A 14,406-nucleotide genomic window follows, 5' to 3' on the forward strand; every position below is an offset into this window, starting at 1 on the left:
AAAGGCCCTTCTCCCGAAGGAGAAGGGCCTTGAAGGGAACGACCTTAGTGCTGCGAGGCCTTGTCGATGCCGATGCCCGTCTGGGCACGGATGTACTGGGCTTCGAACAGCTGCTTGTCCACCGCCGCCCGCTTGGACTTGTCCATCAGGGAGAAGACCCAGATGCCGACGAAGGCAATGGTCACGGTGAACAGGGCCGGGTTGCTGTAGGGCACGATGGCCTGTTCATTACCCAATACCTGCACCCACACGTTCGGGCCCAGGACCACCATCACCACCGCCGAGATCAGGCCCAGGGTACCGCCCAGGACCGCGCCCAGGGTGGTCATGCCGCCCCAGTACATGGACATGATCAGCACCGGGAAGGTGGTGGAGGCGGCAATGGTGAAGGCCAGACCCACCAGGAAGGCGATGTTCTGACTCTGGAAGGCGATCCCCAGCAGCACCGCGATCACACCCAGCACCAGGGTGGCCACGCGGGATACCCGCATTTCCTGCTGGCTGGTGGCGTTCTTGTTGATCACGTTGGCGTACAGGTCATGGGAGATGGCCGAGGCACCCGCCAGGGTCAGGCCGGCCACCACCGCCAGGATGGTGGCGAAGGCCACGGCGGAGATGAAGCCCAGGAACAGGTCGCCGCCCAGGGCATGGGACAGGTGGACCGCCGGCATGTTGGAACCGCCCAGCATGTTGCCGGCTTCATCAAAGTAGGCCGGGTTACCCATCACAAAAGCGATGGCGCCCATGCCGATGATGAAGGTCAGCACATAGAAGTAGCCGATGAAGCCGGTGGCATAGAACACGGACTTGCGGGCTTCCTTGGCGCTGGGCACGGTGAAGAAGCGCATCAGGATGTGGGGCAGGCCGGCGGTACCGAACATCAGGGCGATCCCCAGGGAGATGGCGGAGATGGGGTCATTCACCAGACCACCCACATCAAAAATGCTTTCTCCCTTCTGATGGGTTTCAGCTGCGGTGCGGAACAGGGTTTCCAGGCTGAAGTCGGACAGGTACAGGGCCATCACCGCGATGAAGGTGGCACCGGAGAGCAGCAGCACCGCCTTGATGATCTGCACCCAGGTGGTGGCCAGCATGCCGCCGAAGGTCACATAGGCGATGATCAGCATGCCCACGAGGATCACGGCCACTTCAAAGCGCAGGCCGAACAGGGTCTGGATCAGGGCGCCCGCGCCCACCATCTGGGCGATCAGGTAGAGCAGGACGATGGTGATGCCGGCAAAGGCCGAGAACACCCGGATGGGGGTGCGCTGGAAGCGGAAGGACACCACGTCGGAGAAGGTGAACTTGCCCAGATTACGCAGGCGTTCGGACATGATGAACATGATCACCGGCCAGCCCACCAAAAAGCCGATGGAATAGATCAGGCCATCGAAGCCGGAGGTGTAGACCAGCGCGGTGATCCCCAGGAAGGAGGCCGCGGACATGTAGTCACCGGCGATGGCCAGGCCGTTCTGGAAGCCAGTGATGCCGCCCCCGGCGGTGTAGAAGTCGGAGGCGGTCTTGGTGCGCTGAGCCGCCCAGTAGGTGACCCCCATGGTACCGACCACGAACACCAGGAACATGATGGTGGAGGCGTAGCTGATGCCTTCACCCGCATAGGCGTTGGCCGAGGCCATCAGCAGGGCGGCTGCTGTAAGAGCAATAAGGATCTTCATCGTGCCATCTCCCGCACCTTGTCACTGAGCTTGTCGAACTCGGTGTTGGCCTTGTAGACGTAGATGCCGGTGAGCATGAAGGCAAACACGATGATGCCCACGCCCATGGGCACCCCCAGGGTCACGATGCTGTCGCCGAAGGGGCGGATGGACAGCACGGAGGGGGCGAAGGCCACCAGCATGATGAAGGCGTAGTACACCAGCAGCATGAGTGCGCTCAGTCCCCAGGCCAGTCTTGCCCGCTTTTTGACAAGCGTCTGGAAATCGGGATCCGCCTTGATACGATCAATCGTACTTTGGTCCATGGACCTCCCCTTTATCAGGTTGATTTTGGTTATGATCAAATAACTTTTTGCTGCAACGCAAAAAGTCTGTTGCGCAGTTTACCCAGATGCGGCTGAACATGGAAAAAATGCGGAAAACAAGAATGCCGGTGGCATACCCGGAAGCATACAGGGGGAGCTGAATCAGCCCTTTTTGGTCATTTTTTGGGTGGCCTTGCGCAAAGCGGCCATTTGTGTGCCACGGCGTTTTTGACCCCGGGTGCCTTCCCAGTCGAACCGGGGCAAATCCTGAAAGGCCCGCCGGATATTGTCGTCCCAAGTCCGTTTGAGGTCGATCAGATACTCATCATCTGCATCCAGGCAAAGGTAGTGTTCAAAGGCCAGGGTGTCCTTTTCATAGACGATGACTTCGATGGGCGGACCCACGGTGACGTTGGAGCGCATGGTGGAATCGATGGACACCAGAGCGCAGCGGGCTGCATCTCCCAGCGAGGTTTCCCCGGCAATGATGCGATCCAGAATGGGTTTGCCGTACTTGCTCTCGCCGATCTGCAGGAAGCGGGTGTGGCTTGAAGTCGTGATGAAATTACCCTGGGGATAGATGAGATAAATTTCCGGGGGCTGCTGTTCAATTTGCCCGCCCAGAATGAAGGAAGCATCGACACTGAAACCGGCCTTGGTCAGGGTATCCTCGTGCTTTTCCCGCTCCTCCCGATTGATCCGTCCCAGGTAGGCAGCGGCATCGGACAGCCCCCGTACCGAGTACAGGCTTTCCTCCACCTCGTCCTCGATATCCCGCTTGATCCGGGCCAGAACCGCTTGGGAAGTGGCCAGATTACCTGCGGTCAGCAGTACAAAGACCCGTTCCTTTTCCAGTTCAAAGGTGTGGGTTTTGCTGTACATGGCCACCTGATCCGCGCCCGCATTGGTGCGCGAATCGGAAGCAAAGACCAGTCCGTCGTCAAGGGTCATGGCAAGGCAGTAGGTCATAAAGGCAGGTCATCCGGCTCGGTCATGGCAGGCATGGTAGGCCCGGTGCAGGCAGGCGTCAATGATGCCAGTTATGGTGAGTCGTGGATCACGTCTACCCGCACAAATAGTGGCATGTCCTGCCAGTCCTGTCGTCGTTGCGTGCCGCTGACGCGGGCGGCGTCTTCGCGACGGCTGGTGCCGGTCTGGGTCAGGGGAATCCATTCACCCAGCGGGCCGGACAAGGTACTTTCGGTAGCCTGCAGATCCAGGCGTCCTCCACCAGCAGGACTTTCCCGCTCATACACGGCGCGGATATCCAGATGTACCCGATCGCCGGAAAGCAGCCGGGGACGGACTAAAAATCCACGCCCCAGGTCCCGATAGGCCAAGGTGGGTTCCAGGGCCATCCCCCCTGGAACCGGCACCAGACGTGCGCTGCCCATGGGGACGGATTCGCCGCTGCGAATAAAAGCCACATGGCCTTCCAGTACCCTTAGCGCTTGATGTGCCACCTCTCGATGGGTGCTGGTGGTACGGCGAACAATGGGTGCGGCCTCATCACCGGCATCTCCCCGGCGCACGCTGATGTACAGATTACGCGGTGGGGTATCCAGATCGGCGATGACCTGACGAATCTCTGTCAGGGTCTGGGGGCGGGCGCGGAGGATGAGTGTAAAGCCGCTGCCGGTAATCACATCCTGTGGCCCCAAAAAGGGCTTGATCAGGGGCACGATCTCCTCGGCGGAACGGTGTTCCAACGGGATGACCTGGGCAGTGGGCACGGTGGCCCCGGCGATTGCGGGCAGGAGCAGGGCCAGTGTCAGGATCAGAGCTTGGTACAGTCCGGCACGGGGCAAGGTCACGGGCGGATCTCCCGAAGGGTCATGAAGCGGGAAGACCCGCACAAGGCGGGTCTTCTCCGGATGGCGGTCCGAAAGGACCGCCGACAACCGTCAGCGGTCGTGGCAGGCTCAGCCGCGAGCCACGTAGGCGGTGCACCAGCCATTGGCGGCTACCAGCTTGTTGGGGAATACGGCGCAAGCACCCCACTCGGTGGCACTGGGATCGGTGTACAGCAGGCAATTGATGCACTTCTGATCCGGGCTGTGGGCCGGGTGATCCACCTGGGTGGTGTCATGCTTGTAGTTCAAAGCCTGGGCTTCGGGGGCACTCTCGTCCAGGCGCTCGGCGGCAGCAGCGGTGCTGATACCCATGCTCACGACGGGGATGGCGGCCAGGCCGGCGGCGCCGAATTTCAGGAAGCTTCTGCGGCTGAGGTCTTGCTTCTTCATTACGGTCTTCTCCTAACGTCTCGCGATGGTTACATCATGGGGCGCAGCCGCGGGTACATGGCCCGATCCTGGTCTGTGCCTTGGGAGGTGGCGGAAATCGATCCGCCACTGAAGATCCCGACAAGAATGTGTGTCGTCATTCCTGATGGGTTTAAAAATATAACGAAATTTTAACAGCAACAGTATCCGCCATTATAGCGGGAAGAACCTGTCCAGAAGCCGACTTCCGTCAATAAAATTCCGGACGGTCATCCCCGTGGCGGTTCCGCCGTGGATCAGACCGGGTCGTGATCCCGCTTCTGGAAGAACAGGGTCACTTCCCCCAGACGGATGCCGAACTTGCTCATCACGGCCCGGTTCACCAGCACCCCGTCCTCGTGCATGAACATCCAGTCATCGAAATTGACCTTCACCACCCGGGTACCGATGGGCAGGTTGAGCACATAACGGAAATTGAACGCCTGACCATAAAGCTTGCCCACGGCCACCCCGTCCACATCGGCGGCCCGGCCTTCGTAGGTGTGTTCGTCGAGGCGTTTCAGGCGCCAGACCCGTCGGTCCTGTTCACCGTCCAGGTAGACGAAATCCTCTTCCAGCACCTGTTCACCGTCTTCTGCGTAGCCCCGGATATCCACCGTGAACTGGCGCCGAACCTTGCCAAAGCGATCCTGAAACAGTCCCCAGGCCCGCACGTTGCCGGTGAAATAGGCCTCCAGATCCAGGGCCGGTGTGGTATTTGCGTAGTCTTCGGGTTTCATGAAGCCTCCAGGACAGCGTGCATCAGGTCCGTGTTGCGGGAGCGGAATCCCGCTTCGCAATAGGCCAGGTAGAAACGCCAGGTGCGCAGGAATCGCTGGTCATAGCCGCCCAGACTCAGGATGGCCGGTGCCTGCTCGCATACCCGCTGGTACCAGTGGTGTAGGGTGTCTGCATAGTCCTGGCCGAAAAAAGCGGTTTCCCTGATGGTCAACCCCGCCTCGGTGGCATGCTGTTCAAAGGCCGGTACCGAGGGCAGCATGCCACCGGGGAAAATATAGAGCTGAATGAAATCTGCATGGGTGCGGTAGTAGTCAAAAGCCTTGACGTCGATGGTGATGACCTGAACAGCGGCCCGGCCACCGGGTCGCAGGCATTGTCGCACGGTCTGGAACCAGGTGGGCCACCAGGGTTCCCCCACCGCCTCGAACATCTCGATGGACACCACATGGTCGAACGTCTCGTTCAGGTCCCGGTAGTCCTGCAGACGCAGTTCCACCCGGTCCGACAGTCCGGCGGCCTCGATGCGTCGGCGGGCGTAGTCCAGTTGTTCCCTGGACAGGGTGATGCCGGTCACCCGGTAACCCTGGCGGGCCGCATGTTCGGCAAAGCCGCCCCAGCCGCAGCCGATCTCCAGGATATGGGCACCGGGCGCGGCCTCCAGGCGTTCCAGCAACCGGGCATACTTGCGGGTCTGGGCCGTCTCCAGGGAGGCCTCCGGCGGCTCGAACACCGCCGCGGAATAGGTCATGGTGGGGTCCAGCCACAGCTGGTAGAAGTCGTTGCCCAGATCATAGTGGAAGGCGATGTTGCGGCGACTGCCGGGACGGCTGTTGCCCCGCAGGCGATGACGCAGGTTGTCCCACAGGTGGGCCGGTCTTGAACCGTTCACCAGTTGGGGAATGTGGGGCTGGTTCACCGCGCCCATGTTGAGCAGGGCCGGCAGGTCGGGGGTGTCCCAGTCCCCCACCATGTAGCCTTCACCCAATCCCACCAGCCCCCGGGTGAGCAGGCGCCGTACCAGGGCGAAGGGGCGGTGGATGCGGATTTCTCCGCTGCCGCCGGGATGCTGGCCCTCGATGGTCCAGCGATGGCCGTCAGGTGTCTCGATGGTGAGATCCCCCTGATGCAGGTGCCGAAGATGGCGCAGCAGCAGCCGCAGGGCCAGGGACGGAGCGCGGGAGGCGAGGGTGCTGGGGCTGCCGCCTTGGGTGGGAGTCTGTTCCAGGGACATGGGGGCTTCTCCTCTATCAGGATGGCGTCGACTTGCTGTAATACTGTCCACCCTTCCACCAGATTTTCAGGGCGTGCCAGTGAATGGCGGCAATGACCTTGAGGGTCATGAAGGGAACGGCGGCCGTTGCCCTGAGCAGTTCACCGTCGGTGAGGGGACGGGCCTGACCGATCTGGGCCGCGGACAGCATCAGGCGGGCATCCTGGTATTCATGAATCAGGACATTGAGGGCCTCATCAGGCTCCGACAGCCGGAACTGATAGCGGGCATTCATCTCGATAAAGGGAGAGACATAAAACAGCTTGTCCTGGGAAGCACGCACCGGCCAGGTCATGGCGTTGCCCTGGGCATGCAGAAGGTAGTGGTGGCAGTCTCCCAGGGTATTGCTCACCTCACAGATCACGGCCCGCAGGCTGCCATCCCGGTGCCGACAGTACCACAGGCTCAGGGGATTAAAGGTATATCCCAGCACCCTGGGAAAACACAGAAGCTGTACCTGCCCCCCTTCCAGGTCAATGCCGGCCTGGGCCAGCTGATGATCCACCCAGGGACGCCAAGGGGAACCGTCCCTGGGGCCATGATCCCGAAAATTCAGGCTGAGCAGGTTGAAGCGGTTCAATGAAAACAGACGCAGGGATCGGTCCAGTGGGTCCAGCTGGTCCACGTCCACCAGCAGGCTAAACACCTTGTGGATGAAACGGTATTGCACCGGAAACAACCGACGGTGCATCACCTGGGTGCGGTAGAGGCGATGGGGCTGGGTCATCAAACGGTCCCGGTCCAGGGTGGGGTCACCCCCAGTCGCGCTGCCACCTCCAGGGCGGAACGCAGGCCATCTTCATGAAAGCCGTAGCCGGTCCAGGCACCACAGAACCACAGCCGATCGTTGCCCTGGATCGTGGGCAGCACCTGCTGGGCTTTCATGGCCTCCTGATCAAAGACCGGGTGGTGATAGGTCATTTCCCGAATGACCTTCTCCGGCAACGGTTCTTCCAGGGGATTGAGGCTGACCAGATAGTTTTCGGGTTCATCCAGAGCCTGTAGCCGGTTCATCCAGTAGGTGACGGAAACCTCATTGGCCGGGGCATCGGTGAGCCGGTGGCGGGCCATATAGTTCCAGGAGGACCAGACCTTGCGCAGCCGGGGCATCAGGCGGGTGTCCGTATGCAGGATGACCCGGTTGGGTTGATAACTGAAGGCACCCAGGATGCGGGCCTCGTCCTTGTCCGGATTATCCAGCATGGCCAGGATCTCGTCAGCATGGCAGGCCAGTACCCCCTGATCAAAGTCGGTTTCGGTGCCATCGTCGGTGATCACCCGGATATGGTCTGGCCGGCGTTGAATGGCCTTTACCCGGCGGGATGCATGGACCTGATCGGGCAGGTCCTGGAGGATTTTTTTCACATATTCCCGGCTGCCGCCAGTGACGGTATGCCATTGGGGACGATCCCGCAGATCCAGCAATCCGTGGTTGGCAAAGAAGTTCAGGAACGAACGCAGGGGAAAGTCCAGCATTTTATGGGTGGGACAGGACCAGATGGCCGCAGCCATGGGCAGCAGATAGTCATCCCGGAATCCGGGACCGTAGCCTTCCTTGAGCAGATAGCCTCCCAGGGTCATGTCCAGTTCGGGGGCGGCCTGCAACAGGCGCTTGCCGGCCCGATTAAAGCGGATGATATCCGCCAGCATGCGTAAAAATCGGGGATTGGTGAGGTTACGCCGTTGGGCAAAGAGGGTATCCAGGTCCGAGCCGGCATATTCCAGGCGGCCATGACCTACCGAGGCAGAAAAGGACATGTCGGTGGGTTGACTGGTGATGCCCAGATGGTCAAACAGGGCGGTAAGATGAGGGTAATTGCGGTGATTGAACACCATAAACCCTGTATCCACCCCTCTTTGGCCCTGGCTGCCCTGAACATCCACCGTGTGGGTATGTCCACCGATGTAATCGTTACCTTCAAACAGGGTCACGTCGTATCGACGGGACAAGAGCCAGGCGGTAGCCAGTCCGGCAATGCCGGCACCCACAATGGCGATAGATTCACGGGCCATGGATAAGCGTCCTCTGATTTGGAATTATTCTTATACCTTGTCTATGCAAGGCTTGCAAAATGCTGTACAAACGCGGCAAAGGGTTTCGACAGCCGGTATCTGCAGATCGTTCCGGTGTCTTGCGGCCTCTTGAGGCTGGGCCTGTATTGTCCTGGGTTGCACATTGCAGCCGTTATCCCTCTCCGACCTGAAGGATGGGGTTTTTTGGAGGAACGATGAAACCATTGGGACAGATTACCAGAGACGGCGCTGCAAACGCTTCACCCCGACTGATGTCAGTGGAGGCGCTGGCGGAACATTACCGCGCCATGCTGACGGGCCTGGGTGAAAATCCGGAGCGCGAAGGACTCAAGGGTACCCCCCTGCGGGCTGCCAAGGCCATGCAGTACCTGACCCAGGGATATCATCAGTCCCTGGATGAACTGGTCAACGGCGCCCTGTTTGCTTCCAGCAGTGACGAGATGGTACTGGTAAAGGACATTGAACTGTATTCCCTGTGTGAACATCATCTGCTGCCCATCATCGGCAAGTGCCATGTGGCCTATCTGCCCAATGGCAAGGTGCTGGGGTTGTCCAAGGTGGCCCGCATTGTGGACATGTTCGCCCGTCGGTTGCAGATTCAGGAAAGCATGACCCGGGAGATTGCCCAGGCCATCATGGATGTCACCCAGGCCAGGGGCGTAGCCGTGGTGGCAGAGGCCCGTCACATGTGCATGATGATGCGGGGGGTGGAGAAGCAGAACTCCAGCATGGTGACCTCGGTGATGCTGGGCGCCTTCCGTGAGGATGCCCGTACCCGTTCTGAATTCATGGAACTGATCCGCCGGGGCTGAGCCGGCTGTGTTCCTTGAGTTGCTCCCAGGCCGCCAGTGCCGTCTTGCGGCTTGCCCCCAGGTCCACTCGTGGGCGCGGATACGCTGGGGGTATCAGGCTGGCAGGGGCGGTCCAGGGGGCATGCAGGTATCGATCCGGCAGATGTTCAAGTTCTGGCACCCAGTGCCGGATGTATGCTCCCTGGCCATCAAAGCGCTCCCCCTGCAACACCGGATTGAACACCCGGAAATAGGGGGCGGCATCGGCTCCGCAACCCGCGGTCCATTGCCAGCCCAGAGTATTGGAGGCCAGATCCGCGTCGACCAGGGTGTCCCAGAACCAGCGGGCGCCCTCCTGCCAGGGGATACCGAGGTTTTTGACCAGTAGTGAGGCCGTGATCATCCGCACCCGGTTATGCATCCATCCTGTGTGCCAAAGTTCCCGCATCCCGGCATCCACCAGGGGGATGCCGGTCAGACCATGCTGCCAGGCCGCCAGATCGTCAGCATAGTCTTCCGGCTTGCGCCAGGGAAAGTGCTCAAAGCGCTGATCCAGGGGATGCTCCGGCGTTTGGGGAAAATGAAACAGCAAATGAAAAGCGAATTCCCGCCAGCCGATTTCCCGGATGAAAGCCGCCACCGAGGTGCTACCCTCAGTCCCGATACCCTGCTGTTGCAGCCGTTGGCAAGCCCGGATCAGCTGCCTTGGGCCAATTTCACCAAAATGCAGATGGGGCGACAGGCGCGAGGTGCCCGGTTGTCCTGGTAGATCCCGCCCGGTCTTATAGGTCAAAACCCCATGGGCCAAAAAGCGTTCCAGGGCATGATGGGCGCCGGCCTCTCCCGGCTGCCACCGCTGGGCCAGACCCTGATCCCAGGAAATGCGGGGCAGCAGCGCCCACTGTTTCAAATCATCACTGACGGGCCAATGTGCCGGGGCCGTGATGGATTCCGGCAAGGTGGCCACATCATCGGGCAGACCCTTGGCACAGCAGGCTTTCCAGAACGGGGTGAACACCCGGTAAGGTTCGCCGCTCTTGTTGCTGACCGTCCAGGGTTCGAACAACAGAGCGCTGTTGCAGCTTTCCACCCTCACCCCCCGATCCTTGAGGGCCGCCTTGATGCGGCGATCCCGCTGGATCAGGGCAGGTTCATAGGTCCGGTTCCAGATCACCTGCCCTGCCCCGGTCTCGTCAAGCAGTTGCAACAGGCACTCCAGGCTGCCGCCCTGACGCAGGATCAGGCGTGACCCTGCCGCCGTCAGGGCACAGGACAAGGCATTCAGGCTATGGTGCAGCCACCATCGGGAAGCCGCACCAGGAAACCAGGGGGCTTCTTCCTCCGGGGCATGAAGATACACCGGGATCACCGGTTGCCCCGTATCCAGGGCACGGGTAAGGGCCGGATTATCTGCCAGACGCAGATCCCGGCGTAGCCATAGCAGAACAGGTTGCATGGTTCGATTATACAATAGCGCCCCAGTATAATGGGCACCATAACCCTGGCTGGCAGCGACAGGTGCGGAGGCGCCATGACCCAACAGAGACAATCCCCCGAATCCATGTCGGTCGTCTGGCTGGTGGGAGCCAGCACCGGTATTGGTCAGACACTGGCCCTGCGTCTGGCCGGCAGTGGCCGGCAGGTGGCGGTGACAGCCCGCAGCAATGATCGCCTGCAGGCGCTGGCGGAGCAGTCGCCAGTGCCCGGAGCCATCCAGGTGTTTCCCGGCGATGTGACCGATGGGCCGGGTATGGCCGACGTGGCTGCCCGGATCGAATCCCGGATGGGTCCCATTGATACGGCGATCTTCAATGCCGGTGACTACGAACCCATGGGACTGGAGGACTTTGATCCGGCCCTGTTCCAACGTCTTATGGCAGTCAACTATCAGGGAGTGGTCAACGGGCTGGCGGCGGTAATGCCCGCCATGATCTCCCGGGCGGAAGGACAGATCCTGGTGACCGCCAGTCTGGCCGGATACCGAGGGCTGCCCCGGGCAGCGCCCTATGGTGCCTCCAAGGCGGCGGTGATCAATCTGGCCGAATCCCTGCAGCCGGAACTGGCCCTCAAGGGGGTGAGCCTGCGGGTCATCAACCCCGGTTTCGTCAAGACCCCCATGACCGATAAAAATCGCTTCTCCATGCCATTCCTGATGACTCCGGAGGCGGCGGTGGATGCCATCATGAAGGGGCTGGAAAGACGGGGATTTGAAATCACTTTTCCTCGCCCCTTTGCCTGGATCATGAAAACCCTCAGACTGATGCCCCATCGCCTGTTTCTGGCGTTGACCCGACGTATGGTGAATCGTGATGCCTGAAACCGTTGAACTCTGGGTGCGGCGCTATGTGGAGTTTTTCACCCGGCTCCAGGAACCGGATCTGGAACGCCTGGATACGCTGTTCACCCCCGATGCCCGGTTCAAGGATCCGTTTAATGATGTCATGGGGGTAGAGCAGATTGCTGCCGTGTTTCATCATATGTTCCAGCAATGTCCAGCGCCGCGTTTTCATGTGCATGGCTGGGCCATTCAGGGCAATACGGTCTTTTTGCACTGGCGCTTTCTGGATCGGGAAGACGATGCCGCCGGTCGCTGGCGACTGGACGTGGATGGTGTCAGCCGGGTGCTGTTCAATGAAGAAGGCAAGGTATTCAGTCACATCGACTACTGGGATCCGGCAGAACATCTCTATGAACAATTGCCCCTGGTGGGCAGTCTGCTGCGTTTTATCCGTCGCCGGATCGCCATTTAATCAGGAACATCCTGCTTGAACCCCGGTCCCAGGACATCATATCCTGCACATTGCCATGTCCCAACCCGAGGCCGGTACCATGTCCGATTCCATCCGCTTTCATGCTGCTGTTGGTGAGCGTCCATTCTGGCTCAGCAGTCTGGTACTGCTGACTGGATTGACACTGACGCTGCAGACGCCCTTGTCCCAGGATGCCACTGTGGATCTGTTCGCCGGCATGGAGCGCCCCACCCTGGCCCATACCCTGGAACTGTGGCCGGGCAATCCGCCACCCTGGATGGAAGGTGATCAGATGATGACCGAAGAAATGGAAGAACTGCCGTTGCCGGTCAGTGCTGACCGCGATGCCGCCCAGAGTGCCATGGCGTTGCGGGAGCGGATGGCCAGATAAGCATCCATGCCCTGAGTCACAACCCCGTCAAGGGGCATAAAAATGCCCGGCATGGAGCAACCGTGGCCCCCAGTAGGGATGGTCCAGTCTTTCAGTGGTCACGGGTCGGCCACTGGAAGGGGCATGGACAAAACGGCCATGGCCAATATAAATGCTCACATGACTGGGGCCTGGGCGGGTGGTGCGAAAGAACAGCAGATCCCCTGGGGTGAGCGCCCCTTGAGTCACCGGGCGTGCGCCCCGGCTTTGGGTTGCGGTGGTCCGGGGTACCGGAATACCGGCATGATGGTGTGTAAACCAGACCAGTCCACTGCAATCAAATCCCTCCTCGGGTGAAGTGCCCCCGTAACGGTAGGGTCTGCCCACCATGGACAGGGCATGAAACACCACCTGGGACCGCAGGGGGTCCAGGGCTGTGGTGTCGATGGTGCCCGTGGTATCCGTGGCGTCTGTGGTATCCGTGATCTCAGTGGTCGGTTTGGGCGGCGCAGTGCTGCAGGCGGCCAACAATATGGCCATCAGCATTGGCAGATAAATTTTCCCCATGATCAAGCCCCACTCCTCTCTGGATTGTGTGCTGTGTCTTGCAACGGCGGCATATCCAGCAGTTGTCGCATGGTATTGATGGGAAGTGGCTGCTCTGAACGGATCAGGATCGCCGGTTCATCCGGCTCCAGGGGATCATGTTGTTGCTGTTGTTTCTGGAGTACCGCCAGGTCCGCATCGGATGCATCTTCCCCCATCGCCCTGCGCTGCTGGATTCGTTGCTGCAAGCGGGCCGGGTCGGCCTGGTAATCCAGTATCCAAAATCCCACCCCCAGGGTCCTGGCCAGGATGGCAAACTGATGCCGGGCATCCCGCCGCAGGAAGGTGGCATCGACAATCACCGGATATCCAGCCTGGATCAGCCATCGGGCCAGTTCCGCCAGTCGGTCATAGGTCCGCCGGGTCAGGGTCTGCCCATACAGTTCATCCCCGCCCCGATCCGTGGCAGCCAGACCCGCCAGCCGTTTGCGTTCCACATCGGAGCGGATGCGAATGGCGCCCGTGGCTTCTATCAAGGGACGACTCAGGGTGGTTTTGCCGCTACCGGAAAAACCATGATTGATGAACAGGGCCGCCACCTCTGATCTGGTGAATCGGGTTGCCAACTGCATATAGGCCTGACAGGTGACCAAAGCCCTGTCCGCCTCCGCCGGGGGCAGTCCTGGCTGTTCCCGGCGAATGGCCGCCACCTTGGCGCGTACCATGGCCCGATATACCTGGTAAAAACGCAGCAGGGGAACCCCCTCGTAATCTCCGGAGGCTTCCAGCCAGGCATTGAGGAACCGGTGGGCATGGGCCTGTGCCCCCCGCGCCATCAGGTCCATGGTGAGAAAAGCCACTTCACTGATCATATCGATCCAGCGCAAGGCCGGATTGAATTCGATCCCATCGAACAGGGTGGGTTCTCCGGCAATCAGGGCGATGTTGCCCAGATGCAGGTCGCCATGACATTCCCGGATGTACCCCCCCTGATGTCGCTGGGCCAGCAAGGGGACAAGCTGTTGATGCTGGTTGCAAGTCCATGCCTCCAAAGCGTCCAGCATGGCAAAATCCACACCCGATGGGGCCAGTCGGCGGATATGGGCAAAATTCTCCAACATGGGTTTGACCACCTGTGCCGGATGACCATGATCGGTGGTGGCGGGAATTTGGGCATGAAAACGGGCCAGCCGGGTGGCGATGGTATCCATCAGTTCCAGGGAAAGATGCCCCCGGTCATGGAGATGATCCAGGGTATGATCAGGATCGAAACGGCGCATACGGACTGCATATTCAAAGGCAGGGCCGGGGCCGTTGAAGACGGGATGCGCCGGACTGCCGGAAAAGCTGACCACGGCATCATAAATGTCAGGGGCCAGACGCCGGTTCAGGCGCAGTTCTTCGGCACAAAAATGCTGTCTTTGTGCCAGAGTGGAAAAATCCAGAAATCCCAGGTTCACCGGTTTTTTGATCTTGTAGGCAAATTCCCCCGCCAGCAACACCGTGGAAATATGGGTCTCGATGCGTTGCACCTGGGTCACCGGATGGGGATAGGCCGCCGGATGTGTCAGGCGCTGAATGAGGGTCTGCTGCAGGGTCTGATCGCGGTGCATGCTGCCTGTCCTGCGTTGGGCGAAAGGAATGCGTGGGGCTGCAATTGGA

At 60.3% G+C, this 14,406-nt stretch carries 16 protein-coding genes; 4 read left to right on the forward strand and 12 right to left on the reverse strand.

Features of this window, described 5'->3' with window-relative positions; genetic code table 11:
• Positions 1–44: 44 nt before the first annotated feature.
• From BMX62_RS00625 to BMX62_RS00665, 9 genes are all read right to left on the reverse strand, one after another.
• Positions 45–1,676, reverse strand: coding sequence for a cation acetate symporter (locus BMX62_RS00625; RefSeq protein ID WP_090202451.1), 1,632 nt, complete (start codon positions 1,674–1,676; stop codon positions 45–47).
• Positions 1,673–1,981 (reverse strand): DUF485 domain-containing protein, encoded by a 309-nt coding sequence (locus BMX62_RS00630; protein ID WP_090202455.1) that lies wholly within the window; start codon positions 1,979–1,981, stop codon positions 1,673–1,675. The genes BMX62_RS00625 and BMX62_RS00630 overlap by 4 nt, the downstream gene beginning before the upstream one ends.
• A 162-nt stretch (positions 1,982–2,143) precedes the next feature.
• Positions 2,144–2,950, reverse strand: a complete 807-nt coding sequence (locus tag BMX62_RS00635) for a proteasome-type protease (protein ID WP_090202458.1) — start codon at positions 2,948–2,950, stop codon at positions 2,144–2,146.
• Positions 2,951–3,021: 71 nt separating this feature from the next.
• The gene (locus BMX62_RS00640; RefSeq protein ID WP_090202461.1) at positions 3,022–3,795 is read right to left on the reverse strand and encodes a secretin N-terminal domain-containing protein; all 774 of its coding nucleotides are present in this window, start codon (positions 3,793–3,795) and stop codon (positions 3,022–3,024) included.
• 108 nt (positions 3,796–3,903) lie between these two features.
• A complete protein-coding gene (locus tag BMX62_RS00645; RefSeq protein ID WP_090202464.1) occupies positions 3,904–4,224 on the reverse strand; it encodes a high-potential iron-sulfur protein in 321 nt (106 codons plus the stop codon).
• Positions 4,225–4,499: 275 nt separating this feature from the next.
• Positions 4,500–4,982 (reverse strand): DUF3833 domain-containing protein, encoded by a 483-nt coding sequence (locus BMX62_RS00650; RefSeq protein ID WP_090202467.1) that lies wholly within the window; start codon positions 4,980–4,982, stop codon positions 4,500–4,502.
• The gene (locus BMX62_RS00655) at positions 4,979–6,214 is read right to left on the reverse strand and encodes an SAM-dependent methyltransferase (RefSeq protein ID WP_090202470.1); all 1,236 of its coding nucleotides are present in this window, start codon (positions 6,212–6,214) and stop codon (positions 4,979–4,981) included. The genes BMX62_RS00650 and BMX62_RS00655 overlap by 4 nt, the downstream gene beginning before the upstream one ends.
• 16 nt (positions 6,215–6,230) lie before the next feature.
• Positions 6,231–6,980: a DUF1365 domain-containing protein gene (locus BMX62_RS00660; protein WP_090202473.1), complete on the reverse strand. Its 750-nt coding sequence runs from the start codon at positions 6,978–6,980 to the stop codon at positions 6,231–6,233.
• On the reverse strand, positions 6,980–8,266 hold the full coding sequence (locus BMX62_RS00665) for an NAD(P)/FAD-dependent oxidoreductase (RefSeq protein WP_090202475.1): 1,287 nt from the start codon (positions 8,264–8,266) through the stop codon (positions 6,980–6,982). The genes BMX62_RS00660 and BMX62_RS00665 overlap by 1 nt, the downstream gene beginning before the upstream one ends.
• A gap of 215 nt (positions 8,267–8,481) precedes the next feature.
• Here BMX62_RS00665 and folE point away from each other — a divergent pair, with 215 nt between their 5' ends.
• The gene (gene folE, locus BMX62_RS00670) at positions 8,482–9,099 is read left to right on the forward strand and encodes a GTP cyclohydrolase I FolE (RefSeq protein ID WP_090202478.1); all 618 of its coding nucleotides are present in this window, start codon (positions 8,482–8,484) and stop codon (positions 9,097–9,099) included.
• Here folE and BMX62_RS00675 read toward each other — a convergent pair.
• The gene (locus BMX62_RS00675) at positions 9,074–10,534 is read right to left on the reverse strand and encodes a cryptochrome/photolyase family protein (RefSeq protein WP_090202481.1); all 1,461 of its coding nucleotides are present in this window, start codon (positions 10,532–10,534) and stop codon (positions 9,074–9,076) included. The genes folE and BMX62_RS00675 overlap by 26 nt on opposite strands.
• Before the next feature lie 75 nt (positions 10,535–10,609).
• Here BMX62_RS00675 and BMX62_RS00680 point away from each other — a divergent pair, with 75 nt between their 5' ends.
• From BMX62_RS00680 to BMX62_RS00690, 3 genes are all read left to right on the forward strand, one after another.
• Positions 10,610–11,395, forward strand: a complete 786-nt coding sequence (locus tag BMX62_RS00680; protein ID WP_238375781.1) for an SDR family NAD(P)-dependent oxidoreductase — start codon at positions 10,610–10,612, stop codon at positions 11,393–11,395.
• Complete coding sequence (locus BMX62_RS00685; protein WP_090202484.1) at positions 11,388–11,828, forward strand: nuclear transport factor 2 family protein; 441 nt, start codon at positions 11,388–11,390, stop codon at positions 11,826–11,828. The genes BMX62_RS00680 and BMX62_RS00685 overlap by 8 nt, the downstream gene beginning before the upstream one ends.
• Positions 11,829–11,907: 79 nt before the next feature.
• Positions 11,908–12,219: a hypothetical protein gene (locus BMX62_RS00690; RefSeq protein ID WP_143339630.1), complete on the forward strand. Its 312-nt coding sequence runs from the start codon at positions 11,908–11,910 to the stop codon at positions 12,217–12,219.
• Between the two features lie 27 nt (positions 12,220–12,246).
• Here BMX62_RS00690 and BMX62_RS00695 read toward each other — a convergent pair whose 3' ends face one another.
• Both BMX62_RS00695 and BMX62_RS00700 read right to left on the reverse strand, forming a co-directional pair.
• Positions 12,247–12,765: a C40 family peptidase gene (locus BMX62_RS00695; RefSeq protein WP_090202594.1), complete on the reverse strand. Its 519-nt coding sequence runs from the start codon at positions 12,763–12,765 to the stop codon at positions 12,247–12,249.
• A gap of 2 nt (positions 12,766–12,767) precedes the next feature.
• Positions 12,768–14,357, reverse strand: a complete 1,590-nt coding sequence (locus BMX62_RS00700) for a bifunctional aminoglycoside phosphotransferase/ATP-binding protein (protein ID WP_090202489.1) — start codon at positions 14,355–14,357, stop codon at positions 12,768–12,770.
• Positions 14,358–14,406: the final 49 nt, after the last annotated feature.

Source organism: Ectothiorhodospira magna (assembly GCF_900110965.1).
GTDB lineage: Bacteria > Pseudomonadota > Gammaproteobacteria > Ectothiorhodospirales > Ectothiorhodospiraceae > Ectothiorhodospira > Ectothiorhodospira magna.

Excerpts from the sequence above, each read along its gene's own strand:
- BMX62_RS00625 (WP_090202451.1), bottom strand. The coding sequence starts at position 1,676 with ATGAAGATCCTTATTGCTCTTACAGCAGCCGCCCTGCTGATGGCCTCG.
- BMX62_RS00630 (WP_090202455.1), bottom strand. The coding sequence starts at position 1,981 with ATGGACCAAAGTACGATTGATCGTATCAAGGCGGATCCCGATTTCCAG.
- BMX62_RS00635 (WP_090202458.1), bottom strand. The coding sequence starts at position 2,950 with ATGACCTACTGCCTTGCCATGACCCTTGACGACGGACTGGTCTTTGCT.
- BMX62_RS00645 (WP_090202464.1), bottom strand. The coding sequence starts at position 4,224 with ATGAAGAAGCAAGACCTCAGCCGCAGAAGCTTCCTGAAATTCGGCGCC.
- BMX62_RS00650 (WP_090202467.1), bottom strand. The coding sequence starts at position 4,982 with ATGAAACCCGAAGACTACGCAAATACCACACCGGCCCTGGATCTGGAG.
- BMX62_RS00655 (WP_090202470.1), bottom strand. The coding sequence starts at position 6,214 with ATGTCCCTGGAACAGACTCCCACCCAAGGCGGCAGCCCCAGCACCCTC.
- BMX62_RS00660 (WP_090202473.1), bottom strand. The coding sequence starts at position 6,980 with ATGACCCAGCCCCATCGCCTCTACCGCACCCAGGTGATGCACCGTCGG.
- BMX62_RS00665 (WP_090202475.1), bottom strand. The coding sequence starts at position 8,266 with ATGGCCCGTGAATCTATCGCCATTGTGGGTGCCGGCATTGCCGGACTG.
- folE (WP_090202478.1), top strand. The coding sequence starts at position 8,482 with ATGAAACCATTGGGACAGATTACCAGAGACGGCGCTGCAAACGCTTCA.
- BMX62_RS00675 (WP_090202481.1), bottom strand. The coding sequence starts at position 10,534 with ATGCAACCTGTTCTGCTATGGCTACGCCGGGATCTGCGTCTGGCAGAT.
- BMX62_RS00680 (WP_238375781.1), top strand. The coding sequence starts at position 10,610 with ATGACCCAACAGAGACAATCCCCCGAATCCATGTCGGTCGTCTGGCTG.
- BMX62_RS00685 (WP_090202484.1), top strand. The coding sequence starts at position 11,388 with ATGCCTGAAACCGTTGAACTCTGGGTGCGGCGCTATGTGGAGTTTTTC.
- BMX62_RS00690 (WP_143339630.1), top strand. The coding sequence starts at position 11,908 with ATGTCCGATTCCATCCGCTTTCATGCTGCTGTTGGTGAGCGTCCATTC.
- BMX62_RS00695 (WP_090202594.1), bottom strand. The coding sequence starts at position 12,765 with ATGGGGAAAATTTATCTGCCAATGCTGATGGCCATATTGTTGGCCGCC.
- BMX62_RS00700 (WP_090202489.1), bottom strand. The coding sequence starts at position 14,357 with ATGCACCGCGATCAGACCCTGCAGCAGACCCTCATTCAGCGCCTGACA.